A 25649-nucleotide genomic window follows, 5' to 3' on the forward strand; every position below is an offset into this window, starting at 1 on the left:
CAAAAACCGAGAAATCACGGACAAGCGAAGCGTCGCCCGGTCCTCTCCTGTATCGCGGCAAATCCGCTGCGTTCAAGGTTTACTATTCATAAACAATCGAGTTCACGAACCAGAGTTTCTCGCCCTCCGGTGTGTTGACCAGCACTTCGTCGCCGACTTCTTTCTTCAACAAGGCGCGAGCCATGGGCGAATCGATGGAGATGTAGTCGTTGCGGCCGTATATCTCGTCGTATCCGACAATCCGAAACTTTTTCAGATCACCCGCCTCGTTTTCGATTTCGACCCAGGCCCCGAAAAACACCCGCCCTTCTTGCTCCGGCGAATAGCTGACCACGCGCATGTCTTCGAGCCGCTTGCGCAGGTAACGTACGCGGCGGTCGATCTCGCGCAGCAGTTTTTTGTTGTACTGGTAATCAGCGTTCTCGCTACGATCACCCAGCGAGGCCGCCCAGGCGACCTTCTGGGTGATGTCAGGCCGGTGCTCTCGCCACAGGTAGTCGAGTTCTTTCTTCAGGGCCTCATGCCCGTCCCTGGTGATGATCTTTGTACTCAAGACATTTCTCCGACCCTGCAAAAATCAATGCAACAGCATCAAGGGTTATCGACGCGCGACCTCATGCTGGATGCAGCCTTCGTAGTACACCTTGCTGACCGCGTCCGGCTTCAGGCGCGATTCGCTGTCGTACGTCTGCTCGGTGATGCGCAAGGCCATCGGGCGCATCCACTGCTTGGCGAATTTGCGCGCCTGAAGCTTCTGCCGCGCCCCATAGCGAGTGACCCCCGACAGTTTGGAAGCCTGCGCACCACCTGCAATGGTCGAGCCCCAGCGGCACAGGTAACGCTCGTTTTCCGTGGCGTTTCTGGCCTGCGCGGAAAAAGCCAGCCCCGAGAGCGTCAGGCAAGCCAGAGCACAATAAACCAAACGCATGCGATCACCACCTAATCCTTTGATAAGGCGGCGATTTTGCCTGCCGGATGGAACGCCGGGGGCCAGCACTGTGCCTTCTACTACAACGTTATGTCGCGTGGGGGTCAACCCAGCGTGATCAGCCCCTGACGGGCAATGCGGGTCAGGTCGCGAATGACCTGATCGACATCACCCGCTTGTGGTGACTGCACCACGGCGAGGTCAAACTGATCGTTGGCAAAATGGCTCAATGACTGATGGGGATCGACAAACTGGATCAGAAACGCACAGGAGCCGCCGCGTCGGCGAGGCCAGCCGTCCAGATAGCGCAGCAACGTGGGCTGGTGAGCACCGCTGAGCAGGATTTTCGGGTTCTTGCGGGACAAGACCGTGCTGATCGGGGAAAGACGAATGAGGGGGCGCAGGTTGTTCATGGTTTTTCTCTGCCTCAGAAGCTTCGCTGGGCAGCGGTGAGAGGCAACACCGAACCAACGTTTTAGCGGTATTTCGACAAGGTTTCAGCCCTGCCAGGCGCCCCGCAAGTAGTTGTTAAATCGGCGCTTGAGCTCGCATCCTAGGGAAGGTCTGAAAAAGCCTTTTCTTCAAAAGTCGAAGCCAGTAAATACAGGCGCTCCAGCCCGGTTCCTCTCCAAAAAAATGGGCTTTTTCAGAGGATACCTAGAGAAACGTCCCATTCATTGTCAATTGTCATCCATGCCGGCGCCTTCACGCACAAGGCCCGCAGGGTAGCGGGCCTTGTGCGTGAAGCGTAGACGGTTATCGGGCGATGGCGCGATCCAGCGACAGCTTGCCGGCGCCTTCGATAAGGACCGCCAGCGCACCGCCGAGTAACGCCAATGCATATTCATAGCCGTTGTTGGCCATGAAAAAACCGTTATGGATATGCACCGTGAAGATCGCTACCAGCAACAGCAGGATCACCACCACTGCGGCCGGACGCGCCAGCAGCCCGAGCAGCAAGCCAAGGCCGCCGAAGAATTCGGCGCTGCCAGACATCAACGCCATCAGATAGCCCGGTGTCAGGCCGAGGCTTTCCATGTACTGCGCGGTGCCTTCCAGACCATAACCGCCAAACGCTCCGAACAGTTTTTGACTGCCGTGGGCGACGAATGCGATACCGACAATGACGCGCAGAACAGTCAGGCCATAACCGGCGCGCGTGGTGAGAAGTGACTTGATCATTGTGTTCATGAGGCGACGTTCCATGACGAATTAAGTGGGAGTGCCGCCATCATAATCAAATTTCCTCATGTAAAAATTCCAAATAACCGCCTATTCGCATCAACATATTCGATCATTAGCGCATAAGCGGTTTTTTCGGGCCCTGCTTTTCCAGCGCATCACGCTCGCGATCAAACGCCAGATAGTATTTGTTCACGCTGTTCACAAAAGCGACAACGTTGGCACCACCCTGCTCCATGGCCACTCGTTCGGTCTGAAAGAACCACTGATCGGGATTGAGCCCGCGCCGCCGTGCTTCTTCGCGCATGCCTTGTACGCGTTCCGGCCCGAGATTGTAGGCTGCCATGACGAACGCCATTCGCTCACGCTCGTTGACTTTTTTGCTGGCGAAGTATTTGCGCTGGATCAGCGCCATGTACCGCGAGCCGGCACGAACGTTGTCGTCGGCGCTCTGGATACTCGCTACACCGACACGTTTCGCCGCCGACGGGGTAATCTGCAGCAACCCGGTAGCGCCGCCGCTGCCCTTGGCCGACGGGTCGAGTTTCGACTCCTTGAACGCCAGCGCGGCAAGGTCCAGCCAGTCCATGCCCTGCGCATCGGCATGGCGTTGCAGCATGGGGCGCAGTTGTTCAAGGCGTTGCAGATTGTTGCGTACCAGCGGATTGTTGACTTGGTAGGTGTTCTTGTAAGCCTTCTCGAACGCCAGATCCTGCTGCGCCGACGGCTTGTAACCCTTGAGAAAATCATCGGCGCTAGCGCGCAGCACGGGCGCCTTGTCACTGACGAACCAACTGACGTCGCCCTGAGTCTGCAAGGTCAGGCCACGGTCAATTCGCAGCCTGGGCATGACCTTCGCCCAGCGCTCGGCAATGGGTTGCTCGACCAGGGTCATCGGGTAAATTCCGGCCTGGACCATTTCCAGCACGTCTTCGACTGCCAGGCTCGGGTCAACCCAGTCGATTTTCACCGGCGCCAGCTTGCGCAGTTCCAGTTGCCGATTGACCTGATGCAGCGCTTCGTCGGCGGCGCTGCCGGTAGGCAGGCTCAAGGTGCGCCCGGACAACTGATCGAAACGTCGCAGGCTGCGGTGACCGCGCACGCCGACCAGCACCAGCGGCACATCATGAATGATCGGCGCCCTGGCCTGAATGCCTTTGGCGGCCCTGGCATCGAGCAACTCACCGGGCGCGATCAGATCACCCTCGCCGCGCTGTAACGCCGTCAGCAACTGATTCTTGACTTTGGGGATGATCTTGAAGGTCACTTTCTGCCCGTCGCGGGCATGGCTGTTCAGGTACTGCTCGAACGCCTGCAAACGGTGATACTCGACGCCGATTTCCTGGCCTTTGACGTCGCCGGAGCTGTTGCGGCTCTGGTTGACCAGCACGCGCAGCACTTTGCTGCTGCGAATCGCCGCCAGATCACGCGCCTGCGTGGCGTGCTGCACAGCCTCGGGACCGGCCTGGCGAGCAGCCGCGTGCAGCGGTGACAGTGACAGCAGACAGATGAAAGACACAAGCGTGGATCGGATCATTCACTTCCCCGGGGCAAATGCCGGAAAGAAACAGGAAAAAGGAAATCTTGAGGTCACGCAGCAGCGTCGAACAGCGAGGAAATCGTCGAGCCTTCTGGCTCAATCGCTTGAATACTCAGCCTTTTCTTATTGTGGCCGCCGCTCTGGTATGCTCGGCAGCCTGCAGCTGGAGGTAGCACCATGCAACTCATCGACATCGGCGTCAATCTGACCAACGCAAGCTTTGCCTCGCAGCGACAGGCGGTACTCGACCGCGCCTACGCTGCAGGCGTCGCACAACTGGTGGTGACCGGCACCAGCGTCGAGGGCAGCGAACAGGCCTTGCAGTTGTGCCACGAGCTTGATGAAAGCGCGCAACGGCTGTTCTGCACAGCGGGCATCCATCCGCACTCGGCGAGCGGTTGGACCGGTGACACCGAGCAACAGTTGCATGCCCTGCTCAAGGAAAATCGCGTTCGCGCGGTGGGTGAATGCGGGCTGGATTTCAACCGCGACTTCTCGCCTCGCCCACAGCAGGAAAAGGTGCTGGAAGCGCATCTGGCCATGGCGGTAGAACTGCACTTGCCGGTATTTCTGCACGAGCGGGACGCCAACCAGCGCCTGCTGGAGATCCTGCGCGACTACCGTGATCGTTTGCCCGCCGCGGTGGTGCACTGTTTCACCGGCGAACGCACCGCGCTGTTCAGCTACCTCGACCTGGACCTGCACATCGGTATTACCGGCTGGATCTGCGACGAACGACGCGGCACCCACCTGCACCCGCTGGTGGGCAATATCCCTCGCGGCCGGCTGATGCTGGAAAGCGACGCACCCTATCTTCTGCCGCGCAGCTTGCGTCCCAAGCCGAAAAACGGTCGTAACGAACCCGCTTACTTACCGGAAGTGTTGCGCGAAGTGGCCTTGCACCGTGGCGAAAGTGAGGATGATCTGGCGCGGCACAGCACCGCCTGCGCCCGAGCGTTTTTCGCGTTGCCGACGCTGGACCAGCCAGCGGGGTCTTGAAGGATCGTTTTCTGCACCCGGCCATGAAGGTCTTGGCATCTGGCGGGCTATCGAGCCGATAGAAAGGCTTGCCTCGCGGGTACTCAGGCTCGGGCTTACTCTTCAGTCACCACAACGGCACAAGGAAGGAAGCCACTGAATGCCCTGAATGAAGAGGAAAGCTGTATGCACAAGCCACGTCCCGACCTGCAATTGAACAAATGGCCCGAAAATGCCGACCGTGAAGATCAATCCGTCAGCCTGACCCTGTATCTGATCGCGGTGCCCCTGTTTATTCTGGCAACCCTGCTGATCCTCAACGGGCTGTTCTCTGAAAGCCTTTCGTCGACCGCCATTGGCGTGATCGGGGTCGTCGCAGCGCTGGTGATTCCGCGTATCACAGCGGACCAGTGAGACACATCAACCAAACACGGTGACCGTCTGCCGACTGATCGCGATCAGCTCGCCATGCGGGCTCCACAGTGCGGCGGCGGTATGGCCATAGCCATCGCGGGCGTGCTCGATGACCGCACGATAGCTGCACCATTGCAGAGTATCGAGCGCAGGCTGCGGCTGAACGAACTCGATGGTCCAGGTCAGCGAACTGCCGGGTGCCGGGGTGTCCAAGTGCGGTAATACCGCAGGTGGCCAGGTGTCGACCAATGCCAGAATGTGCGCTTCGCTCATCGGTCTGGCGTGTTGCTCATCGCGCAACCGCACGTAGCCACCAATAGCCGGTGACCGGGTATTACTGAACGGCATACCGCCCAGCGCCCAGCGAATGTCCATGAAACGCAAATAGTCAGGCATCACGCCGCTGACAAACGGCAGTTCCGGGCAGTCCTCGACGGGCTTGAGGTCTGGCGCAGGTTCTGCAGCGACAGCGATCACCGACTCCCGAGGCGCACCGAAACTGCCCTGAATCAGGGTCATGACCTCGCCATTCTGCACGGCGCGCCCCACTACCTGACTGACCGCCTTGCCATGGCGCAAAACCTCGACCTCGAACGCAATCGGCACGCCGGGCGCTGCCGGTCCGACGAAGGTAATGGCCAGCGAACGCACCGGCCGCCCTTCCGGCACCTGGGCACGCATTGCTTCATACGTCAGCGCAGCCATCAGCCCGCCAAAACAGGCTCGCCCCTGTGACCATTCAGCAGGAATGGTCACAGAGCGCGGATGGTCACGGCCCGCATCGATCAGTTCGGAAAAGGTCATGGTTACTCCAACGGCTTGAACACCAATGAATGGATGATAACCATCCTCTTACTCGAGTGCATGCACCATAACGGCCATTATTGCGGCCTGAATGACGCCTTTCAGTGAAAAACTTCGAGATTCTGTCGGCTCAGAAGCAGGCCTTGGCCAGTCGCTTGAGCGACGCCTCGGCTTTGCGTTCTGCGCGCACAATGCCGACCTGCCAACCGGCAACGCACGGTGCCAGATCGGCCTCTACTTCCGCTTGCGCCAGCCATTGCAAATGGTCATGCCAGTCGCCCAGTTCGCCTTGTGCAGATTTAAGGCGCGCCTGCATGTTTTTTGGTTGATGACTGAGTTCCGGGTAGGCCTCGGCGGCGTAGCGTACGCGCTTGATCAGCAGACGCAGGTCGTGTCGATCATGACCCGGTTCGGCGATGGCAACGCGCAGTTTTTGCCATTGCTTGTCCATGCGCTTTTCGATGGTTTTGCGCAGGCCACTCAGCATGCCCTGACGCTGCTGCACGCGAAGCATGGTCGGGAACTGGTCGAGCAGGGTCAGCAAGCGATTCAGTTCGGGAGAGGTCGCGACCTTGGGGCAAGCGCTGCTCAAATACTGATTACGCTTGAGTGCGGCCTCGTGCAGGCTCGCGTTCTCCACACTTTTCTGCTCCAGCAGCGCAGCAAGCACCTGCATGTCACGCAGCGGCGTGGTCACCTGGCCGACGGCCTTGGCCGCGTCTTCCAGTTGCGCCGCCCCGGAAATCTCGCGCAACGGCCTCAACACACTGCGCAGGCGGCGCACCGTGGTTCGCAAATCACGCAGCGCTTCGCTGTCGGTTGACGCCGCAAGGCGCGCCTGACAGGCAAGCAATTTGACATCCAGTGACAGCACTTCAGCGACCAGATGATCGACCATTGACGACATGCAATTCCCCTTCGACAAAACCATTCATGAATGCCTGTCCCTGACAGCCGATAACCTCCATGGCAGACGCCGACGCAGTACGCGCAATGCACTCCGCAGACGGCCGGGCGACGTCAGCCGTCCAGCGTAACGCTGTGCCTGAAACTCCCGGACAAAGGCGCTGATCGCTTCGGCATACTGCGGAAAATACAGCACTGCACGCTTGCAGAACGCATCCGCACCTTCACCCGGCATACGACGCAGACCATGCCGGGCCAGCAAGCGTTCAAAGGCGTTGAACAGTCGCAACTGCGAATCGCTTTCGCGCAACCAGGGCTTGAACAGCCATAAGGCGACCAGGCCCAGTGAAAGCACGATGCCGGTCACGAAAACAGGCGCCTGAAACCCGGAAAACCAGCGTCCGAGAATTTGTAACTGCTGTTGTCCCTGATAGCCCAGGACCCAGCGTTGCCAGCCGTAGTTGAGGTTGTCCCAGCTCAGGCGCAGCGTGTTGATCCAGGCCACATTGCGATAGCGCAGCGCTGAAAGGGGTGAGTCCTGCAAAAAGGCCTCGTCTGCCGCCAGTGCCTGCTCCAGCCCTTGCTCGATACGTTGCGGTGCCACGGCAGCGGTCGGGTCGACACTGCGCCAGCCGATTCCCGGCTGCCAGTATTCGACCCAGGCGTGAGCGTCAAATTGACGTACGGTCAGGTACTGCCCGTCGGGGTTGAGTTCGCCGCCCTGATACCCGGCCACCACCCGCGCCGGAATCCCTGCGGCGCGCAATACGAAGGTCATGGCCCCGGCATAGTGGGCGCAGAAACCCTGACGGCTGACAAACAGAAACTCATCGATGCTGTCATTGCCCAGCGTGGTCGGCTTGAGCGTGTAGTGAAAGGGCTGGTCGCTGAAATAAGCGAGCATGCCGGCGACCAGGTCTTGCGGTGTGGAATAACGCCGACGCAGTTCATCGGCCCATTGTCGGGCCTGCGGGTTACCCTTTACGGGCAGTTGCAGGTCCTGACGCTGGATCTGCTCGCCGGGTTGAGGATCACGAATGCTTTGCGGCCAGGACTGCACGGCATACAACAGCGATTGCTCGACCGGCCGCCTGCGCTGCAAGCGAAAATCACTCATCTGGCGCACGTCCGGCAGCTGGGTTTCAGCGACGTCGAGGCTCGGCAGCCAAGGCCGCCCGCTCGCCTCCATGACGATGCTGTAGGCCAGCGGATCGCCACGCTTTTGCCATTGCGGGATCTGCACCGTCTGCGCCCGTGCAGACTGCGACCAGCGACGGCCGTCGAACTGCTCAAGGGTCAGGCCGCGCCAGTACAGTTGATTGCGGGCCGGTATCAGTCCCTCGAAACTGGCCCGAAACACCAGCGCTGGCGACTTGCTCAGCTCGGCCATGTCGCCGGGGGCCATGTTGTCGGATAGACCGGTAACGCCTTTGTTGCTCGGCTGTGGCAACGACCAGAGCGGGTCCAGGCGCGGAAAGAACAGAAACAACAGCAGCATCAGCGGCACGGCCTGCGCCATCAGCTTGAAGGCCAGTTTGAGCGTGTCTGATGATTTGCTGGCCAGGTCCGACTGTTGCAGCCCGATCAGCGCTGCCAGCAATGCAGCGATGGGCAACAGGCTGAACAGCGCCCATAACAGGTTGTCTTCGAACAGGTAGCCGACGGCGACGCAAAAGAAACCGAGAAAGATCAGCACCCGTGCATCCCGACGGTTGTTCATTTCCAGCATTTTCAGAACGAAGGCGGCTACCAGCAGCGCAGCCCCGGCATCCAGCCCGACCAGGCTGCCACGCGCCAGATAAACGCCAGCGGCGGTGCTTACCAGCAAGCCGGCCTTGACCCAGTTGCCCGGCAAACGGGCACGCATGCGGAACACTTGCAGGCGCCAGAGTGTGCAGCCCAGCCACAGCATCATGATCGAGACCGGCACATGCAGCGCGAACGGCAACACCACCAGCGCCTGAGCGAGCAGCAGCCAAGTGAGGCTGACACGCGGAATCGGCGCGCTGACCACGACCTTGCTACTCACGAGCGCTGACCGTACAGGGCCAGCGCGCGCAGGCAAGCTTCGCGGTGCGCGTCGCCGCTGTCCACCGACGACAGAAAACCCGGCAGCCGCAAGGCAAAGGGTTGACGTCGTTGCGACAGTTCCAATACCCAGTAACACAGGCGCGAGAGTCGTTCTTCGATGTCGCCGCCCAGGGCCATGAAATCCAGGCACAGGTCATGGCCGCTCAGGTCAGTGAAATCCTTGACCAGCAGACCCTGACCACGGGAATAGGCTTTCCAGTGCAGACGGCCGCGGTTGTCACCCGGCTGATAAGCGCGCAACCCCTGGTAATCATCGACGCCAGCGCCCCGGGTCGCCTGCCCGTCATCTTCAGCGTGAGGCTGCACGCCCTTGAGCAACGGCATGGCTCCGGCCAATGGCCGGGGATAGATCAGGGCGCTCTGCTCTAAATCCAGCCAGCTCCAGGCGCGGAAGATGCCCAGCGGGAAGGCACTTTCGATACGTAAGCGGGGGGCGTGCAGCCAGCCGCGCTTTTCGGCGGGCAGGGTCAGTTCCACGTCCGTCAGCCCACGCGGCAAAACATCGCCCGTTTGCAGCGCGGCCGCGGTCCAGCCCAGACCCAAGGCATTATGCGCCTGCCCGGCGCTTTCCAGACGCAGACGCAGCTGCACCGGTTCGCCAACGAACACCGAACGCGCCACACTGGCACTGAGGATCAGGCCGCTGATGTTGCGGTAGGTGTGCAGGATGGCCAGTACGCCCACCGACATCATCAGAAAGGTCAGCCCGTAAGCCAGGCTGTTCTGGTAATTGATGGCGACCAGCAGCATGAGCAGCAACACCAGCACGAACATCATGCCGGTGCGCGTCGGCATGATGAAAATGCGCCGGTGGTCGAGCGCAATCCGCGACGCTGGCGGGATGCGTTTGGCCAGCCAGCGTTGCCAGAGCGGTCTGAACGACTGGATCAAAGTACCGGCACCTCGCGCAACAGCCATTGCACCAGCGCCCCGCCACCATGCCCGGTCGGATCGCTGCGCTCGCGCAACCGGTGGCCGACCACCGAGGGCAGCACCGCCTGCACGTCCTCGGGAATCACGTAATCGCGGCCCAGCAACATGGCCCAGGCACGCGCCGCCGCCAGAATCGCCAGGCTCGCTCTGGGTGACAGCCCATAGGCAAACTGCGGCTGGCTGCGCGTTGCGTCCGCCAGCCGCAGCACGTAATCGACCAGCGCGTCACTGGCCCGCACCTGACGTGCCTCGGCCTGCAATTGCCCGAGCAGTGCGTGATCCAGAATCGGTTGCAGGCGCGGCAACAGTTCGCGACGCGACTCACCGAGCAGCAGGGCCTTTTCTGCGGCTCTGGCCGGATAACCCATGGAAATGCGCATCAGGAAGCGGTCGAGCTGTGACTCGGGCAACGCGAAGGTGCCGCCGGAACTGAACGGGTTCTGGGTCGCAATCACGAAGAAAGGATCAGGCAGCAGACGGGTCGCACCTTCGATGGACACTTGGCCCTCTTCCATGGCCTCCAGCAATGCGCTCTGGCTTTTCGGGGTGGCGCGATTGATTTCATCGGCGAGCACCAGTTCGGCGAAGATCGGCCCCGGATGAAAGGTGAATTGCCCGCTGTCACGGTCGAACACCGAGGTGCCGAGAATGTCGCCGGGCAACAGATCGGACGTGAACTGGATACGCTGATAACTCAGGCCAAGAATCTTCGCCAACGCGTGACTGAGGGTGGTTTTGCCCATCCCCGGCAAGTCCTCGATCAGCAGATGCCCGCCGCCAATCAGGCAGGTCATGGCCAGCCGCACCTGCGCTTCCTTGCCCAGAATCACTTCATTGATGGCGCTCAGGCACGCATCGAGTTTTCTACCCATCGAAAGCCCCTTCCGAAACTGCTGCATGACTGCGGGACTGCAAGCGATGCAAAACGTCTGAACACTCTACGGTGAGCGTAGGCCGTTTCGCTAGAGTCGGTAGGGATTTGATGTCAGGCGGGTCAGTGACGCAGGCGTGCTGAACGATTGCAACTGTCGTGCGACGCTCCGCGTCGCATGCCGTTCTGGACGCTCCGCGTCCGATCTTGAGTGTGCGGCGCAGGTCTGTGACGTGGAGCGTCGCACAGCAGTTCTTCGATGTCAGTTGGATGTGTTTACGATTCAAGGCACCTTTTCGCCCCTCGGCGACCTACTTTGATGAGGCCAAAGTAGGCACCCCCCCTGGCTCCGTTTCCGGCCCGACTTCGTCGGGTTCCTTCGTCCTGACGCTGATCCGGGGGCCGCCGCAACCGGCCATCCATGGCCCGAATGCGGCTTGCTCGGCGTCCTGCCTCGCATCCCCCGGATCAGCGCCAGGCCTCAGCTGTCACTTACGTCGCACTCTGCGTCGCCAGTGATATCGCTGTAAAAAGCCCTCTGATTATCAACTATCGTGCGACGCTCCGCGTCGCCATGCCGTTGCGACGCGGTGCAGGCTCAGCTATCAGCTATCAGCGGCCAGCGCGGGATTCGCGGATGTAAAAGCGGGCTTTTTCGGCTTTTTCGGTGCAGCCTTCAAAAGCTTCGAACTGTTGCTGGGTCTTGGCGCCGGTCAGCAGCGACAGGGCTTTGGAGTAGCTGACGGTTCCGGCGAAGCCTTCAGCCTTGGCCAGGTCCAGTTCGTGCCAGGCGGCGTCCAGTTGGGTGGCGCAGCTGTCGCGATACCCGGTCTTGCCGGCACAACCTGCAAGAACCAGGACCAGCAATGGCAGACAGATCAGGGCTTTCATGGGGTGTTACCTCAAGCATAAATAGGAAGTGTGCGGCTTTGACGATCTGCCTTGGCAAAAGTGCCGTGCCCCCGGCGCCGAAACCGTCCTTTTCATCTTCGTGTCATCAACTGTCGGCAAGTAATCGATAGCCGATCCCTGGCTCGGTGATGATGAACCTCGGCGCGGTCGGGTCATCGCCCAGTTTCTGGCGCAAATGCCCGACCACAATGCGCAGGTAGTGGCTGTCTTCGGTATGCGTCGGCCCCCAGATATCCTTGAGCAGTTGCTGCTGGGTGATGACCCGCCCCGGATGCCGCGCCAGTTGCGCCAGCACCGCGTATTCCTTGCGGGTCAGCGCCACCTCCTGCTCATCGAGCAGCACACGACGGTAGGCGAGGTCCACGATCAACGGGCCGAAGCGCAACGCCGATTCGGGCTTGTCGCTGCCCGACACCTGCCTGAGCAAAGCCCGAATCCTCGCCAGAAATTCCTGAATACCAAACGGCTTGGTCACGTAATCATTGGCCCCGGCGTCCAGCGCCTGGACCTTCTGCGCTTCGCTGGCGCGCACCGAAAGGACCAGCACCGGCACCGCCGACCATTCGCGAAACTCGCTCAGCACCTGCTGGCCGTCCATGTCTGGCAGGCCGAGGTCGAGGACCAGCAAGTCCGGCTTGTTCAACGCCGCCTGAGTCAGCCCCTCGGCCCCGGTTGCAGCCTCCAGTACCTTGTAACCCTGCGAGACAAGGCTGATGCGCAGGAACTTGCGAATCTGCGGCTCGTCGTCGATCACCAGAATGGTTGCCGTCTGACTCAAGCGGGCTCCTCCATTTCAGCATCCGGCTGTGCCTGCAACGGCAGAAACAAGGTGATACGTGTCCCCAGCCCGTCGATGCCTTCCTCGACCGAGAGCCGACCGCCATGCGCGCCGATCATGCCCTGACAGATCGCCAGCCCAAGCCCGGTGCCCTGGCCGCCGCGATCACCGCGTGCGGCGGTGTAAAACATGTCGAAAATCTTCGCCCGCTCATCCTCGGGAATGCCTGGCCCTTCGTCACTGACCGAAAAGAACAGCTCGCTGTCGACCACGCCCGCTGCCACTTGCAGGCGACCGCCGAGAGGTGAAAACCGGGCCGCGTTCTCCAGCACGTTGACCAGCGCCTGCTCGATCAACGCGGCGTGGACGTACAGTAACGGCAACTCGCCAGTAACCTGCGTGCTGACCTGCAACGGCGTCAGCACCGCCCGCAGGCGGTTCAGCGCGCTGCCGACGATATCGGCTGGCGACACCCAATCGCGCGCCAGTTTCAGCGCGCCGTGCCCCAGGCGCGTCATGTCCAGCAGGTTCTGGATATAGCGGTCCAGGCGCTCGGCCTCGTCACGAGTGCCTTCCAGCAGCTCGCGGCGATCCTCCAGCGGAATGGCTTCGCCCAGCGCCAGCAGGCTGTCGATACTGCCGCGCATCGAGGTCAGCGGGGTGCGCAGATCATGGGACACCGAGGCCAGCAAGGCGCTGCGCAGTTGCTCGGTTTCGCCGTGCAGACGCGCCGCCTCAAGCTCTTGCGCCAGTTGCGCACGGGCCAGCGCCTGCGCCAGCGGTTGCGTCAGCGCGGCCAGCAGACGTCGATGCTGCGCAGTGAACGACTGACCTTCTCGCGCACTGACGCCGAGCAACGCCAACGGTCCTTCTTCCGCCGTGATCGGCCACCACCACCAGCGACCCGACGGCAAGGTGCCGGTGCCACTGCCAGCTGGCTGATCATGCTGCCACGCCCAGTCAGCCGCTGCCCGTTCGGCTTCCGAAAAAACCAGTGGCCCGCCGGTTTCGACCACCAGGCCGCTCTGCGCATCGCGATCCACCAGGCACAGGTACAGCTCCTTCCAGCCGGAAAAATGCTGTTCGGCGGCGTTGAGTACCGCCTTGCGGTCCGTGGCGGCGGTCAGCTTGCGCGACAGGTCGAGCAGCTCGCTGGTCTGCTCCTGGGTATCGCGCAGTGCCTGCAACTGCCTGCGTTGGCGCGCCGCCAGCTTGCCGGTCAGCGCCGACATCAGCAGGAAGAACAACAGCGTCAGCACGTCTTCTTCACGCTGGATATTCAGGGAAAAACTCGGCGGGATGAACAGAAAGTCATAGGCCAGAAACGACAGCCCGGCACACGCCAGCGCCGGCCCCATGCTGCTGCGCACCGCAACCAGCAGCACTGCGGCGAGAAAGATCAGGGAAATATTGGGCAACGCCAGCACCCCCGACACTCCCCAGGCCACCAGGCTGGCGATCAGCGTGGCCGCAAAGGCCAGGCCGTAATCGAACCACACCACTTCGCGCGCCGGACGCGCACGCGGCGGCTGATCGGGCAGTTCTTCGCTGTCGTCGAGCACCGAGATTTCCAGCCCGTGCCCTTCGCGCAGCAAACGTGCCGCCACGCCGCCACCAAACAACCGACGCCGCCAGTGCCGGCGCGACTGACCGACCAGCACCACGCTGGCACGCCGCTCGATGGCATGTTGCACCAGCGTTCTGGCAACCTCTCCGGCACGCAGCGACACGGCTTCGCCGCCCAGTCGCTCGGCCAGTTGCTGAGCGTTCTGCAAACGCGCGCGCGACTGTTCGTCCAGCGTCTGCCCGTCATCCACATGCACCGCGCTCCACGGCAGATGACGACGCTGGGCCACCCGGCTGGCGTGGCGCACCAGACGCTCGGCATGCATGTCGCCATCGATGCCCACCAACATGCGTCCGCGCACCGCCGGTGCCGCCTGGCCCAACTGTCGATAGCCTTGCGCCAAGTCGTTGTCGACCTGCGCCGCCGCGGTCTGCATGGCCATTTCGCGCAGTGCGGTGAGGTTGGTCTGGGTGAAGAACGCGTCGATGGCCGCCCGCGCCTGCTCCGGCACGTAGACCTTGCCGTCGCGCAGGCGCTCCAGCAATTCGCGCGGCGGCAGGTCGATCAACACCAGGTCGAAGGCCTCCTGCAACACCCAGTCCGGCAGGGTTTCACGCACCTGCACGCCGGTGATGCCGCGCACCTGATCGTTGAGGCTTTCCAGATGCTGGACGTTGACCGTGGTGTAGACGTCGATACCGGCAGCGAGCAGCTCCTGAATGTCCTGCCAGCGTTTGGTGTGGCGGCTGCCGGGCGCATTGGTGTGCGCCAGTTCGTCGACCAGCACCAGGCTCGGCGCCGCTTTGAGCAGCGCATCGAGGTCCATTTCTTCGAGGGTCATGCCGCGGTATTCGGTGCGCAGCAAGGGCTGTTGCGGCAGGCCGTTGAGCAACGCCTCGGTTTCTGCGCGGCCATGGGTTTCCACCACGCCCGCCAGCACCTTTACACCCTGGCGCAATTGCGCATGGGCTGCCTGGAGCATGGCGTAGGTCTTGCCGACGCCAGGCGCAGCGCCGAGAAAAACTTTCAGCCGCCCGCGCCCTTCGCGGGGCAACTGGGCCAACAATGCGTCAGCTCGACCGGAATCACTCAAGTTGGTTACCACCCTCTCTTTATTACTGACAGCTTAGTTAAGCGATTGCAGGCACGGCGCAATTTGTTACAACTGCGCGTTGCGCGGTGCAGAAGGTAACTGATTCAGGCTCATATTCAAGGTCAACACGTTGACCACCGGTGGGCCGATCAGTGGACGCCGGGTGTTGGCGTCGATCAGCGCCTGCACTTTATCCAGCGGCAACTGCCGGGCCGCCGCCACGCGACTGGCCTGCCAGGCAATGGCTTCAGGCGACAAATGTGGGTCCAGACCGCTGCCGGACGTGGTCAGCAAGGCCAGTGGCACGGGCCCTTGCGCGGCATTCGCCAACCTGGCGACATCCTCCGTGACGCGGGTCGCCAGCGCCGGATTGCTCGGTGCGAAGTTGCTTGCGCCACTGGCCACGGTGGCAAACGCGCCCGCCGAGGGGCGCGACTGGAACCACTCATCGCCGCTGAACGACTGGGCGATCAAGGTCGAGCCGCGCACCTTGCCCGCCTCGTCATACAGCAGGCTGCCATTGGCCTGCGTGGGAAACGCGACCTGCGCCACGCCGGTGACCAGCAGCGGATACGCCACGCCGGTTATCAGGCTCATCAACACAATCAGGCTCAGGGCCGGACGCAATACACTGGACATCTGCACATCCTCAATCAGGTAAGGCTGCACGCCGACCGGCATGCAGCACTGGCTTCACACAAGGCCGAGACCGACCAGCAGCATGTCGATCAGCTTGATACCGATAAACGGCACCACGATGCCGCCCAGGCCATAGATCAACAGGTTACGACGCAGCAGATGCGCCGCGCTGGCGGCCTGCACACGCACGCCACGCAGGGCCAGCGGGATCAGCACGACGATGATCAGCGCGTTGAACACGATGGCCGAGAGAATCGCGCTCTGCGGGCTGGCCAGGTGCATGATGTTGAGCACACCGAGTTGCGGGTAAATGGCCGCGAACAGGGCGGGCAAGACGGCGAAGTATTTAGCCACGTCGTTAGCGATGGAGAACGTGGTCAGCGCCCCGCGCGTGACCAGCAATTGCTTGCCGATCTGCACTACGTCCAGCAACTTGGTGGGGTCGCTGTCGAGGTCGACCATGTTGGCCGCCTCGCGCGCCGCCTGGGTGCCGTCGTTCATCGCCATGCCGACGTCCGCCTGGGCCAGCGCAGGCGCATCGTTGGCACCGTCGCCGCACATCGCCACCAGCCGCCCTTCACCCTGTTCCTGACGAATGCGCTCCAGCTTCTTCTCCGGTGTGGCTTCTGCCAGCACATCATCAACACCCGCTTCGGCCGCAATCGCCGCGGCGGTCAGCGGGTTATCGCCGGTGACCATCACGGTCCGAATGCCCAGCTTGCGCAGCTCTTCAAAACGCTCGCGAATGCCCGACTTGACCACGTCCTTGAGGTGAATCGCGCCCAGCAGCCGGCCATTGGCACACACCAGCAACGGCGTGCCACCGGTCTTGGCGATCTTGTCGACTTCGCGCGCCAGTGCCGGCGGCAGCTCGCTGCGTTGCATGTTGATGAACGCCAGCAGCGAATCCACTGCGCCCTTGCGGTACACATGGCCCTGATAGTCCACGCCGGACAGACGTGTATCAGCGCTGAACGGTACGGCCGTCACCGAACCCAGGGTCGGTTCGTTCATCGGGTGCTGCTCGCGCAAGAACTCGACGATGGATTTGCCTTCCGCCGTATCGTCGGCCAGCGACGCCAGCAACGCGCCCTCGCCAAGTTCTTTGGGGGGCACGCCAGGTGCCGCGTAGACGGCAGCGCAACGGCGGTTACCGAACGTGATGGTGCCGGTCTTGTCCAGCAGCAGCACATGCACATCGCCTGCGGCCTCCACGGCACGACCGGACTTGGCGATCACGTTGAGGCGCACCAGACGGTCCATACCGGCGATGCCGATGGCCGACAGCAGGCCGCCGATGGTGGTCGGGATCAGCGTCACCAGCAGCGCCACCAGAAACACCAGCGGCAGGCTGCCCCCGGCAAAATGGGCGAACGGTTGCAAGGTGATGACCACCAGAAGGAAGATCAGCGTCAGGCCGATCAGCAGGATGTCCAGCGCCACCTCGTTGGGGGTCTTCTGGCGTTTGGCGCCTTCGACCAGTGCGATCATGCGGTCCAGTGTCGATTCGCCGGGGTTGCTGCTGATGCGGATCAGCAGCCAGTCGGACACCAGCCGGGTGTTGCCGGTCACCGCCGAGCGGTCGCCGCCGGACTCGCGAATCACCGGCGCGGATTCACCGGTAATCGCGGCTTCGTTGACAGCTGCAATACCTTCGATGACTTCGCCGTCACCGGGAATCATTTCCCCGATTTCGACGCGCACTACATCACCCTTGCGCAACTCGCTGGCATTGATCGTGCGCAGGCTGCCGTTCTCATCACGGATACGCGCCTTGAGCCCTTCGCTACCGGCCTTGAGGCTGTCAGCGCGTGCCTTGCCACGGCCTTCGGCCAGTGCTTCGGCAAAGTTGGCGAACAGCACGGTAAACCACAGCCACAGCGCGATCTGCACGCAGACCGAGGTCGGCACTTGTGGGTCGGGGATGACACACAGCACGGTGGTCAGGATGGCGGTCAGTTCTACCACGAGCATGACCGGCGAACGCTTGAGCTGGCGCGGGTCGAGCTTGACGAACGCCTGCACCAGCGCCGGGCGCCACAGGGCGGCAATTCCGGTCTTGGCTGACTCGTTTACCTGCGGTTCGGTGGGTTTCGCAGCAGCACTTTTTGCAGCATCAATAGGTAAGTTCATGATCGGTTCCTCAGAAACCCAGGCTCAGGTGTTCGGCAATCGGCCCAAGTGCCAGGGTCGGCAGGAAGGTCAAGCCGCCCACCAGCAGAATCGTGACGGTCAGCAAGGTGACGAACAGCAGACCGTGGGTCGGGAAGCTGTTCTGGCCTTGCGGCGCGGTCTTCTTCATCGCCAGGCTGCCAGCCAGTGCCAGCACCGGCAGGATGTAACCGAAGCGGCCGATAAAGATCGCCAGGCTGAGCATCAGGTTGTGGAACACCGTGTTGGCACTGAAACCGCCGAACGCCGAGCCGTTGTTGGCCGTGGCCGAGGTGTAGGCGTAGAGCAACTGACTGAAACCGTGCGGGCCGGGGTTACTGATGGCACCGGCCGGGCCTGGCAGGCTGGCGGCAATCGCGCCCAGCACCAGCACGCCGACCGGCATCACCAGCAGGGTGGCGACCAGCAGCCGCACTTCCTGGGCCTGAAGCTTCTTGCCCAGGTATTCCGGGGTACGGCCAATCATCAGACCTGCGAGGAACACAGCGATCAGCACGTTGAGCAGCATGCCGTTGAGGCCGACACCGACGCCGCCGAAGATCACTTCGCCGACCATCATGTTGACCAGCGCGACCATGCCGGTCAGCGAGTTGAGGCTGTCGTGCATGCCGTTGACCGAGCCGTTGGAGGCCGCAGTGGTAGCGACTGACCACAGCACCGTGCCGGTGGTGCCGAAGCGGGTTTCCTTGCCTTCGAGCGGTGCGGTCTGCTCGACACCGGCAATGTTCAGCGTCGGGTTGGGCTGGTACTCGGCCCACAGCGAGACCGCGCCGCCGATCAACAGCAAGGCCAGCATGCAGCCGAGAATGGCGCGGCTCTGGCGCATGTCCTTGACGTAGTGGCCAAAAGTGAACACCAGCGCTGCCGGGATCAGCAGGATCGACACCAGTTCGAACAGGTTGCTCCACGCCGTCGGGTTCTCGAACGGATGCGCCGAGTTGACGCCGAAGAAACCGCCGCCATTGGTGCCCAACTGCTTGATCGATATCTGGCTGGCCGCAGGGCCCATCGGCAAGCTCTGGTCAGCGCCTTGCAGGGTCAGCGCGTCGATGTAGTGACCAAAGTTCTGTGGCACGCCCTGCCAGACCAGAAACACTGCCAGCACGAGGCTTATCGGCAGCAGAGCGTAAAGCGTGGCGCGGGTCATGTCGGCCCAGAAATTACCCAGGCTGTGCGAAGAGCGACGACTGATACCGCGACACAACGCGACCAGTACGGCGAGGCCGGTGGCGGCGCTGACAAAATTCTGCACGGTCAGGCCGACCATCTGGCTCAGGTAGCTGAGCGACGCTTCGCCGCTGTAGGCCTGCCAGTTGGTGTTGGTGACGAAACTCATCGCGGTGTTGAAAGCCAGCGACCACTCCATGCCCGGCAATTGCTGCGGGTTGAGGGGCAACGCACCTTGCAGCATCAAGATGGCGAACAACACGGCAAAGCCCGCCAGGTTGAACGCCAGCAAGGCCCACGCGTATTGCTTCCAGGATTGCTCTGTTTTGGGGTCTATGCCGGAAATCCGGTAGCAGGCCCGCTCCACCGGCCCCAGCACCGGGCTGAGCAAGGTGCGCTCGCCCTCCATGACCCGATAAAAGAAACGCCCCAGCCACGGCGCAGGCGCCAGCAGCAGGACCAGAAAGGCCAGGATCAACAGATAATCGTAACTGTGCATGATCACTCCTGACTCTGGTCGGCGCGCAACAGCGCCACCAGCAGATAGATGAACAGCCCGACTCCCATCAGCAGAGAGATACTATCCATAACGCTCATTGAAATTTTCCCCATCAGGCAACAACCGGATACGGCGCAGGCCGCGTGGGGGGATTGTCCGCAGGCAGGGTGTAAAGACGCGAGATCGACAGACTGGCCGGGGCGTAAAGAAGCTGTAAAGAAGCTGTAAAGAAGCGCTACAAGCCATACGGCGCAACGCGTACACAGCATTCAGCGCTGTCATTTATGTCAGGTTCGCGGGGAGGCTCTCGGGGGTATCGTGGTGCGGCAATCTTCAAGGAAGGACTTCACCATGCTTCACGACAAGGGAAAAAAGTGCGGCGCCACACCGCCCTCCCCGGCCACGCCACCCGTTGTCCAGTTGACCGTCAAGGAACGACAGATCCTGGAATGGGTGGCAATCGGTAAAACGGCGTGGGAGATATCACGCATCCAGGAGTGTTCGGAGGCAACGGTTCACTTTCACACCAGCAACATCCGCAGGAAGTTCGGGGTGACGTCGTTGAGGGCGGCGCTGGTGATGGCGATCAGGCAGGGGGGGATTTTGGTGGAGTGATTAATTTCTTGAATACCCCAGAAAGCTCATTGACCTATCGCGAACACAATAGAAGGAAACTAATGTATTCGCTTGTGCTGGCAGTCAGCGATCTTTTCGGTCGCGGGATGCGCAAGAGGGCACAAAAAACTTGCGCCCCTTGCCATATTGCTAGCTGAATCGGATACCAATGCTAACGCGTTGGATCTTATTTACAACGGTGCCCTGAGGTTCCGCTGATATATCTGTTAACCATGCCTGAACCCTGTCTGGATCATAATTTGACGCAGGATTCAATATTGATCCCGACCTTGTGCTTGAAGAAGACCTTGAACTTGCTAATGCAGGACCAGCAGCATTGTCAGGTGCAGTCCACCCCCCGCCTTTAGAGGTTTCTGGAAGTAAAATGGCATGTCTACGCGCCTTACTTGCATTCGCTGTTTCGATAACAGGCTCACTACGCGCTGCATGAGAGAATGCATTGCGCTTGCCTGGAAACCGCGAGGGGCCTGCTGAAGACTGTCTATACCAATCACCTTCAAAAACTGCATCTGCCTCGAAAAAATAGAAACCCACTGCTTCAGATTGCGACTGACTAGCTAGCGGCCTGACAGAGGTCGACGGACTAGCAGTTAGATTGGCAGACGTTGTCTTGACAGGCGGTTTTTTAGGAGTTTTGCTTACAGCATTTCGAAGCCACCTAAACAGAGAAAATAGATAGCCTTTATGCCCCGTCGGATCCCGCTTACCCACCGGGTCCCCCTCGACATACGCATACCCATTCACCCCCCCTTCGCCAAACGGACTCCAGCTATCGGGACTGTTGAAGCGCATCAACACCGGGCTGTAGGCCCGATAACCATTGCCCAGCATTTGCCAGCCGGTATCGGCCTCGGCCAGTTCGCCGTTGAACCCCAGCTTGCCGAGTGGTAGAGCTTCACCGCTGGCATGGCCGTAGGCTGTATACCTCCTCCGGTTGAACCCATTGCCACCCATCTCGCCCAGCACACTATTGCTGCCGTCGGTGGCGAGCAGCAGCGTGTGGTCACTCTGCTGTTCAGCCAGCAGGTAGTCGTCGCCACGCATGAAGGTGCTCTGGACCTGGTTGCCGAGTTGATTGGCCAGCTCTCCGTCGCGATAGAAGCGCAGGTCCCTGTCGCCGCCACGGGTCTCCCCGGTCAGTTGGTCCTGGGGGTCATACTGGTAGTGAATGCCGGCTGAGGGCGTGCCTACTTCGATCAGGCGGCCGAGGGGGACGTATTTAAGCGTGCGCCCGGCTTCGTCGATGTCCAGATTGCCGTCCAGGTCATAGTGAAGCTTGATTTCAGGCGGGTAGTATTCTTCATTGCTGTTCTCGACCCGGCTCAATTGCACGGGATCGTCACCTTCGTAAAAATACCGGGCATTGTTGGTACCGCCATCGAAGCGGGTCGTGACGACCGTCAGGTTGTTCGCGCCATCGAAAATGAAATTCTGCGCGAGCAGGGTCCTGCCATAGGGGTCCACCGGCCGTTGAGTTCCCGTGCATTGGTATTGAATCAGGCGACCGGACGTATCGTAGCGGTAGGTTTCGTCACGGAGTATTTCCGTGCCCTGGCTCAGGGTACGCTGGACCATGTCATCCACATCGTCATAGACCTGAACCATCTGTTGCTCGACACCGTCGAGGTCAAACGTACGCGTTACTTCCCGACCCAGGTCATCATATTCAAGGCTGATCGCGACGGTTCTCTCGCGGCTGCCGTCGGTCTTGTCGGTGGTGGTGATTTTTGCGAGGCGACCAAAGACAGTGTCGTAGTCGAACGTTGAATAGACCTCACCCAGCGAGGTTTCGTAAAGACGACCGAAGTTGTCATAGCGATTGACCTGCTCCTGTCCCAGTACGTCGGTGTAAGACAGCAGCAGACCCTGTCGGCTGTAGCTGTAGAACATGTCGTAGGTTTTGCCTGCCGAGGTACGCTTCTCGCTTTTCAGCGATCCGGTACTGTAATACGTGCGATCCAGTGTCTCGCCCTGCTCCGAGGAATGAATCAGACGAGCATTCTGCTCATCGTAAGTGTAATCGGCAGCCACACCCGGCTCCGCAATCCGGGCCGGCCCCGACTCTTTCAGCGGATCGACTTCGCGGGTGGTTTCAGGGTCAGGCACAGCTTCGGACTGCACCCTGCGCCACGGCTCATCGCCGACCTGGGGCTTGTATTCATAGTCGATTTTCCGCTTGCTGGGCAGGGTTACCGTTTTGAGTTGCAGCAGACCAGGGTCGTAAACAAGCGTACGTTTACGCCCCCCCGTGACAGAACTGACCAGACGATCCAGCCCATCGAACTCCTGCTCTCCCAGCACAATGCTTTTGCCGTTGTGCTCGATGCCGATACTGACGGGCAGGTCTTCGCTGCTGTAGGTTGCATAGCTGCGACGCACGATGGCCCGGCTTGGCAATGTAGACTCGATCACCCGATCGAAGACGTCGTAAACAGAGGTGGTGCGTCGCCCGCCGTTTGCCTCTCCGACAATTTCCTCGACACGGCGGCCAAGGCCGTCGTAATGGTACTGGCTCAGACTGACCGAGTTTTCAGCCTTATCCTTTCGCTCACTACGGGTCGGCTGTTCGAACAGGTTCATCCAGGTCTCGGTGAACTCGCTCTTCCCGCCACAGTTACCTTCGATCCAGCTACGCTGAATCGGACCCTGCGATTGCACCGTGCCAATGGGGTCGGTCTCTTCGAACGTCTTGACGTTATCCGGGCCGGTGACGCAGCGCTGTTCGCCCCAATCGTCGTATTCGAAGACGCTCTTGAGCGCCAGATCCTGCTGGCCCAGCCAGTCGAACTCGGTTTCACTGACCATGAGCCCCCACGCATCGTAAACAGCCGCGTAGGTCTGGCGAGGCTTGTCGGCGCGCGCAGGGTTATCTGCGTCATCCCGCTCCTCATAGACGACTCGGTTGAGGCCATCGAAGTGGCTGGAGGTTTTTACCCCCTTGACGTCGATGAGCGTCTGCATGGCTTGATCAGTCGCCCTGGCACACAGCTGATACTCGTAACTTCTGGTCGCCTTGTAGGTTTCATCATTTGGCGCCACGGTTTCACTCAGTACACGCCGCAGGCTGTCGTAGACATAACGGATTTCCACGTTGTTGTCGTCGCGATTGAGCAAGGGTTCGCCATTGAGCAGAGAATCCTCCAGCGTAATGACCTTCATCGCGCCATCGAAGCCGGTCACGGTCTGTACGGTTTGCAGCACCGTCGCGGTGTAACGATTGATCTGCGGGGCACTTTCAGTGGTGCTCTCGAGGGGGCGCACAGGAATGCTGTAGGCATACGCTGTGCTGGTCTTCTTCCCGCCCATGATCACTTGCTGCAGTTTGAGCCGACCGTGCAGGGCTGCGTTGTTCGGCTCATCGAAGTATTCATAGGTCGTGCGTTGCTGTTCCTGCTCACCCTCAGGGGCCTGTATCAATAAGGTCTCGCTTTGCGGTGCAAGCCATTCCTGTCGCTGGCCGCCATCCACCGCAGGCAACGCCAGGTAGCGATAGCGGGTGACAAGGACCGGTGCCTTGCCGTAGCAGGACACTGCCGGGATGACCTTGCTGCTTTTCATCCAGCGGACGAAGCCTTCAGGGTCTGGCGGGCATCCGTCCTCGCCGGCGGATGGATACCACTCACTGACCTCGACCACACCGTTGGCCTGAGTCTGAGTGAGCAGATTACCGTGCTTGTCATAAGTGCTGCTGACAGTCTCGCTGCGCGGCACACTGCCGTCTAACGACAGCCGCCAGGTGGTCTCTACCTCTTTGGGTAACTGACAGTAGGCAGGCTGAGTCAAAAAGGGTTGTCCCGGCTCGATGTAGTAACGAGTGTCCACCTGCATGACGGTGAGGTTCTTGCGCGTGGTTTCTCGAGTGAGCAGGTGAAACTGGTTGAAGGTCCGTTCGATGCTGCGCTCGGCATCGGCCTTGCCCGCGACCTGCAAACGCAGTGTCTCGGTCGACGAATACTCGTACGGCTCCGCCCCGAGGTATCGATACAGATTGTCCAGACCATTGTCTTCCCAGGCGATATCCAGCCCCGCGCCCAGAAAGTTGCGCTCGCGCCCGGCGCTGTCCTGGTAAGTGTAATAAACGTCCATTTGCGCCTGACCCAGGCCGGGCGTCGTGCGATGGCGCGTGACTCTGGGCAGAGCGGGACGTGCCGCCCTCGCAGGAAACTGATGGCCGCTGTCGGTATAAAAGATCTCTTCCCGACCGCCAACGGGTGTTTCCACCGACGTGATGCATAAATGCTCACGGATCGTGCTGTATGCAAAACGCCAGGAAGCAGCATTGTCAGTCGGCAATTCGATACGGTTGACATGGTGATTCGATCCGGCCAGCACCATCACGAAGGTCGCATCCGGGCCATCGCCAGTGGTCATGCGCAGCTTCACCGACGTTGCGTCGCGGCTGATGCCGAGCAGGAGCTGACCCGAGTCATCCTTGATTTCGCTGAGCATCTGATGCACGCCGAAAGAGGCATAACCCAGCGTGACACTGTGACCTTCAGGGGCGAATACGCGCACCGGCAGCGCGACTCTGTTGGTGCCGCTGCCGCGCATTTCGAGCTGCTCCACCAGACCGGACTTGTGCATCACCCGGTAGTGGCTATCGTCCTCCTTGTACAAGTGGAAGCTGTCGATTTTCTTTTCCGACATCAGCATCTGGCCGTTGCCGGTTTCATCGACCTTGAATGTCTCGCCGCTGCTCAGCGATACGATCTGGTTACCCGGATCGTACTGCGACAATTGCAGGTTCCAGCCGAGACCAAAGCCGCTGTCCTGGCGGTTGAGAGGGTTATAACTGAGCGCCAGCGGCATGCCCGGGCCACGCAATCCGTTGGTTTTGACATCGGGCAGGGTGATCGCCACCGTGTATTGCCCGGTGCGGGGGTCAACGCCGCTCTGTACATAACTGAGAAAGTTGAACGCGTTGGAGTGTACGGAAGTCGATGCTGTCATGTTCCATGAACCTCGAACTTTATGTATTAAGATAACCGCCGCCCACGGGGCGACGGTTAAGCAGGCCTGACAAGTCCAGTTGTACTAACGGCTAACTCGATACATCGACACGGACGCAGGATAACTTGCCCTTTATATTTTCATCACCGTCATACGACTTGATCACAACAACGCCGCGACTGACGATGGTGCCGACCGGTTTGCTTCTGAGCTGGTCGAGGGATATCCATTTTGTTGTCAAGGGGTCGATATACGTCTCGAGTCCAAATACCCAGCCTCCTGAATCATCACAATCTCTGGATTCCAGGTATATCCTCATGGCTGAGCGCACGTTATCCAGTTTGATGAAACTCATCTGATCGTTCGTGCACGAATGATCGCCCTTGTTGAGGTAAACCGTGTCGTCCTGGGCGGTAAAGGTGCAGTTCTTGCCTCCGCCATCGGCGTTTTCTGCAAGCATGATCAGTCGAATCGCCTGTGCCTGGGGCTTTGGCACGGGGCTGTGGGACGGGACGAGCGTACAGCCTGTCAAACCCGTAAGCGCCATGCAGGCCAAGGTTTTACTTAACGCATTCATGATAATGACTCC

The 25649-nt window shown here is 60.7% G+C and carries 22 protein-coding genes; 3 read left to right on the forward strand and 19 right to left on the reverse strand.

Features of this window, described 5'->3' with window-relative positions:
- Window positions 1-82: 82 nt before the first annotated feature.
- The 5 genes from greB to BLT55_RS11420 all read right to left on the reverse strand — a co-directional run bounded on the left by greB (window position 83) and on the right by BLT55_RS11420 (window position 3647).
- Window positions 83-553, reverse strand: a complete 471-nt coding sequence (gene greB / locus BLT55_RS11395) for a transcription elongation factor GreB (RefSeq protein WP_055000337.1) — start codon at window positions 551-553, stop codon at window positions 83-85.
- Window positions 554-598: 45 nt separating this feature from the next.
- Window positions 599-928 (reverse strand): hypothetical protein, encoded by a 330-nt coding sequence (locus BLT55_RS11400; RefSeq protein ID WP_007249951.1) that lies wholly within the window; start codon window positions 926-928, stop codon window positions 599-601.
- Between the two features lie 104 nt (window positions 929-1032).
- The gene (locus tag BLT55_RS11405) at window positions 1033-1341 is read right to left on the reverse strand and encodes a hypothetical protein (RefSeq protein WP_054999059.1); all 309 of its coding nucleotides are present in this window, start codon (window positions 1339-1341) and stop codon (window positions 1033-1035) included.
- A gap of 343 nt (window positions 1342-1684) precedes the next feature.
- Window positions 1685-2119, reverse strand: coding sequence for a DoxX family protein (locus BLT55_RS11415; protein ID WP_054999058.1), 435 nt, complete (start codon window positions 2117-2119; stop codon window positions 1685-1687).
- Between the two features lie 106 nt (window positions 2120-2225).
- On the reverse strand, window positions 2226-3647 hold the full coding sequence (locus BLT55_RS11420; RefSeq protein WP_054999057.1) for an MltF family protein: 1422 nt from the start codon (window positions 3645-3647) through the stop codon (window positions 2226-2228).
- A 180-nt stretch (window positions 3648-3827) separates the two neighbouring features.
- Here BLT55_RS11420 and BLT55_RS11425 point away from each other — a divergent pair, with 180 nt between their 5' ends.
- The gene (locus tag BLT55_RS11425; protein WP_074800419.1) at window positions 3828-4649 is read left to right on the forward strand and encodes a TatD family hydrolase; all 822 of its coding nucleotides are present in this window, start codon (window positions 3828-3830) and stop codon (window positions 4647-4649) included.
- Window positions 4650-4814: 165 nt separating this feature from the next.
- The gene (locus tag BLT55_RS11430; RefSeq protein ID WP_055001379.1) at window positions 4815-5042 is read left to right on the forward strand and encodes a hypothetical protein; all 228 of its coding nucleotides are present in this window, start codon (window positions 4815-4817) and stop codon (window positions 5040-5042) included.
- A gap of 6 nt (window positions 5043-5048) precedes the next feature.
- Here BLT55_RS11430 and BLT55_RS11435 read toward each other — a convergent pair whose 3' ends face one another.
- The 12 genes from BLT55_RS11435 to kdpF form a co-directional block, all read right to left on the reverse strand.
- Window positions 5049-5846 carry an acyl-CoA thioesterase gene (locus BLT55_RS11435; protein WP_055001378.1) on the reverse strand — a complete coding sequence of 266 codons (798 nt, stop codon included), beginning with the start codon at window positions 5844-5846 and terminating at the stop codon, window positions 5049-5051.
- Window positions 5847-5976: 130 nt separating this feature from the next.
- Window positions 5977-6753, reverse strand: coding sequence for a CHAD domain-containing protein (locus tag BLT55_RS11440; protein WP_074800422.1), 777 nt, complete (start codon window positions 6751-6753; stop codon window positions 5977-5979).
- Between the two features lie 24 nt (window positions 6754-6777).
- Complete coding sequence (locus tag BLT55_RS11445) at window positions 6778-8781, reverse strand: transglutaminase TgpA family protein (protein ID WP_074800425.1); 2004 nt, start codon at window positions 8779-8781, stop codon at window positions 6778-6780.
- The gene (locus tag BLT55_RS11450; RefSeq protein ID WP_074800428.1) at window positions 8778-9761 is read right to left on the reverse strand and encodes a DUF58 domain-containing protein; all 984 of its coding nucleotides are present in this window, start codon (window positions 9759-9761) and stop codon (window positions 8778-8780) included. The genes BLT55_RS11445 and BLT55_RS11450 overlap by 4 nt, the downstream gene beginning before the upstream one ends.
- Window positions 9731-10648 (reverse strand): AAA family ATPase, encoded by a 918-nt coding sequence (locus tag BLT55_RS11455; protein ID WP_007249961.1) that lies wholly within the window; start codon window positions 10646-10648, stop codon window positions 9731-9733. Before BLT55_RS11455 ends, BLT55_RS11450 begins: the two co-directional genes overlap by 31 nt.
- Window positions 10649-11259: 611 nt before the next feature.
- Window positions 11260-11538 carry a hypothetical protein gene (locus tag BLT55_RS11465; RefSeq protein WP_054087194.1) on the reverse strand — a complete coding sequence of 93 codons (279 nt, stop codon included), beginning with the start codon at window positions 11536-11538 and terminating at the stop codon, window positions 11260-11262.
- Window positions 11539-11644: 106 nt separating this feature from the next.
- Window positions 11645-12337 (reverse strand): response regulator, encoded by a 693-nt coding sequence (locus tag BLT55_RS11470; protein WP_055000819.1) that lies wholly within the window; start codon window positions 12335-12337, stop codon window positions 11645-11647.
- A complete protein-coding gene (locus BLT55_RS11475; protein ID WP_055000821.1) occupies window positions 12334-14997 on the reverse strand; it encodes a sensor histidine kinase in 2664 nt (887 codons plus the stop codon). Before BLT55_RS11475 ends, BLT55_RS11470 begins: the two co-directional genes overlap by 4 nt.
- A gap of 66 nt (window positions 14998-15063) precedes the next feature.
- Complete coding sequence (gene kdpC, locus BLT55_RS11480; RefSeq protein WP_055000820.1) at window positions 15064-15636, reverse strand: potassium-transporting ATPase subunit KdpC; 573 nt, start codon at window positions 15634-15636, stop codon at window positions 15064-15066.
- Between the two features lie 54 nt (window positions 15637-15690).
- Window positions 15691-17769 carry a potassium-transporting ATPase subunit KdpB gene (kdpB, locus tag BLT55_RS11485; protein ID WP_055000818.1) on the reverse strand — a complete coding sequence of 693 codons (2079 nt, stop codon included), beginning with the start codon at window positions 17767-17769 and terminating at the stop codon, window positions 15691-15693.
- Between the two features lie 10 nt (window positions 17770-17779).
- Window positions 17780-19474 (reverse strand): potassium-transporting ATPase subunit KdpA, encoded by a 1695-nt coding sequence (kdpA, locus tag BLT55_RS11490; RefSeq protein ID WP_055000817.1) that lies wholly within the window; start codon window positions 19472-19474, stop codon window positions 17780-17782.
- 2 nt (window positions 19475-19476) lie between these two features.
- A complete protein-coding gene (gene kdpF / locus BLT55_RS11495) occupies window positions 19477-19572 on the reverse strand; it encodes a K(+)-transporting ATPase subunit F (RefSeq protein ID WP_020357697.1) in 96 nt (31 codons plus the stop codon).
- A 253-nt stretch (window positions 19573-19825) separates the two neighbouring features.
- On the opposite strand from kdpF, the gene BLT55_RS11500 reads away from it, so the two are divergent.
- Window positions 19826-20089: a LuxR family transcriptional regulator gene (locus BLT55_RS11500; RefSeq protein WP_055000816.1), complete on the forward strand. Its 264-nt coding sequence runs from the start codon at window positions 19826-19828 to the stop codon at window positions 20087-20089.
- 150 nt (window positions 20090-20239) lie between these two features.
- On the opposite strand, the gene BLT55_RS11505 is transcribed toward BLT55_RS11500, so the two are convergent.
- On the reverse strand, window positions 20240-25060 hold the full coding sequence (locus tag BLT55_RS11505; protein ID WP_223862730.1) for an RHS repeat domain-containing protein: 4821 nt from the start codon (window positions 25058-25060) through the stop codon (window positions 20240-20242).
- 91 nt (window positions 25061-25151) lie between these two features.
- Window positions 25152-25637: a hypothetical protein gene (locus BLT55_RS11510; protein WP_055000815.1), complete on the reverse strand. Its 486-nt coding sequence runs from the start codon at window positions 25635-25637 to the stop codon at window positions 25152-25154.
- Between the last annotated feature and the right edge of the window lie 12 nt (window positions 25638-25649).

Origin of the sequence: Pseudomonas cannabina, from assembly GCF_900100365.1 — a bacterium.
Taxonomy (GTDB): domain Bacteria; phylum Pseudomonadota; class Gammaproteobacteria; order Pseudomonadales; family Pseudomonadaceae; genus Aquipseudomonas; species Aquipseudomonas cannabina.

Coding starts and splice junctions, on each gene's coding strand:
- BLT55_RS11435 (WP_055001378.1), bottom strand. CDS start 5,846: ATGACCTTTTCCGAACTGATCGATGCGGGCCGTGACCATCCGCGCTCT.
- BLT55_RS11400 (WP_007249951.1), bottom strand. CDS start 928: ATGCGTTTGGTTTATTGTGCTCTGGCTTGCCTGACGCTCTCGGGGCTG.
- BLT55_RS11455 (WP_007249961.1), bottom strand. CDS start 10,648: ATGGGTAGAAAACTCGATGCGTGCCTGAGCGCCATCAATGAAGTGATT.
- kdpF (WP_020357697.1), bottom strand. CDS start 19,572: ATGAGCGTTATGGATAGTATCTCTCTGCTGATGGGAGTCGGGCTGTTC.
- BLT55_RS11510 (WP_055000815.1), bottom strand. CDS start 25,637: ATGAATGCGTTAAGTAAAACCTTGGCCTGCATGGCGCTTACGGGTTTG.
- BLT55_RS11450 (WP_074800428.1), bottom strand. CDS start 9,761: ATGGCTGTTGCGCGAGGTGCCGGTACTTTGATCCAGTCGTTCAGACCG.
- BLT55_RS11420 (WP_054999057.1), bottom strand. CDS start 3,647: ATGATCCGATCCACGCTTGTGTCTTTCATCTGTCTGCTGTCACTGTCA.
- BLT55_RS11425 (WP_074800419.1), top strand. CDS start 3,828: ATGCAACTCATCGACATCGGCGTCAATCTGACCAACGCAAGCTTTGCC.
- BLT55_RS11415 (WP_054999058.1), bottom strand. CDS start 2,119: ATGAACACAATGATCAAGTCACTTCTCACCACGCGCGCCGGTTATGGC.
- BLT55_RS11505 (WP_223862730.1), bottom strand. CDS start 25,060: ATGACAGCATCGACTTCCGTACACTCCAACGCGTTCAACTTTCTCAGT.
- kdpC (WP_055000820.1), bottom strand. CDS start 15,636: ATGTCCAGTGTATTGCGTCCGGCCCTGAGCCTGATTGTGTTGATGAGC.
- BLT55_RS11440 (WP_074800422.1), bottom strand. CDS start 6,753: ATGTCGTCAATGGTCGATCATCTGGTCGCTGAAGTGCTGTCACTGGAT.
- BLT55_RS11430 (WP_055001379.1), top strand. CDS start 4,815: ATGCACAAGCCACGTCCCGACCTGCAATTGAACAAATGGCCCGAAAAT.
- kdpA (WP_055000817.1), bottom strand. CDS start 19,474: ATGCACAGTTACGATTATCTGTTGATCCTGGCCTTTCTGGTCCTGCTG.
- kdpB (WP_055000818.1), bottom strand. CDS start 17,769: ATGAACTTACCTATTGATGCTGCAAAAAGTGCTGCTGCGAAACCCACC.
- BLT55_RS11405 (WP_054999059.1), bottom strand. CDS start 1,341: ATGAACAACCTGCGCCCCCTCATTCGTCTTTCCCCGATCAGCACGGTC.
- BLT55_RS11500 (WP_055000816.1), top strand. CDS start 19,826: ATGCTTCACGACAAGGGAAAAAAGTGCGGCGCCACACCGCCCTCCCCG.
- BLT55_RS11465 (WP_054087194.1), bottom strand. CDS start 11,538: ATGAAAGCCCTGATCTGTCTGCCATTGCTGGTCCTGGTTCTTGCAGGT.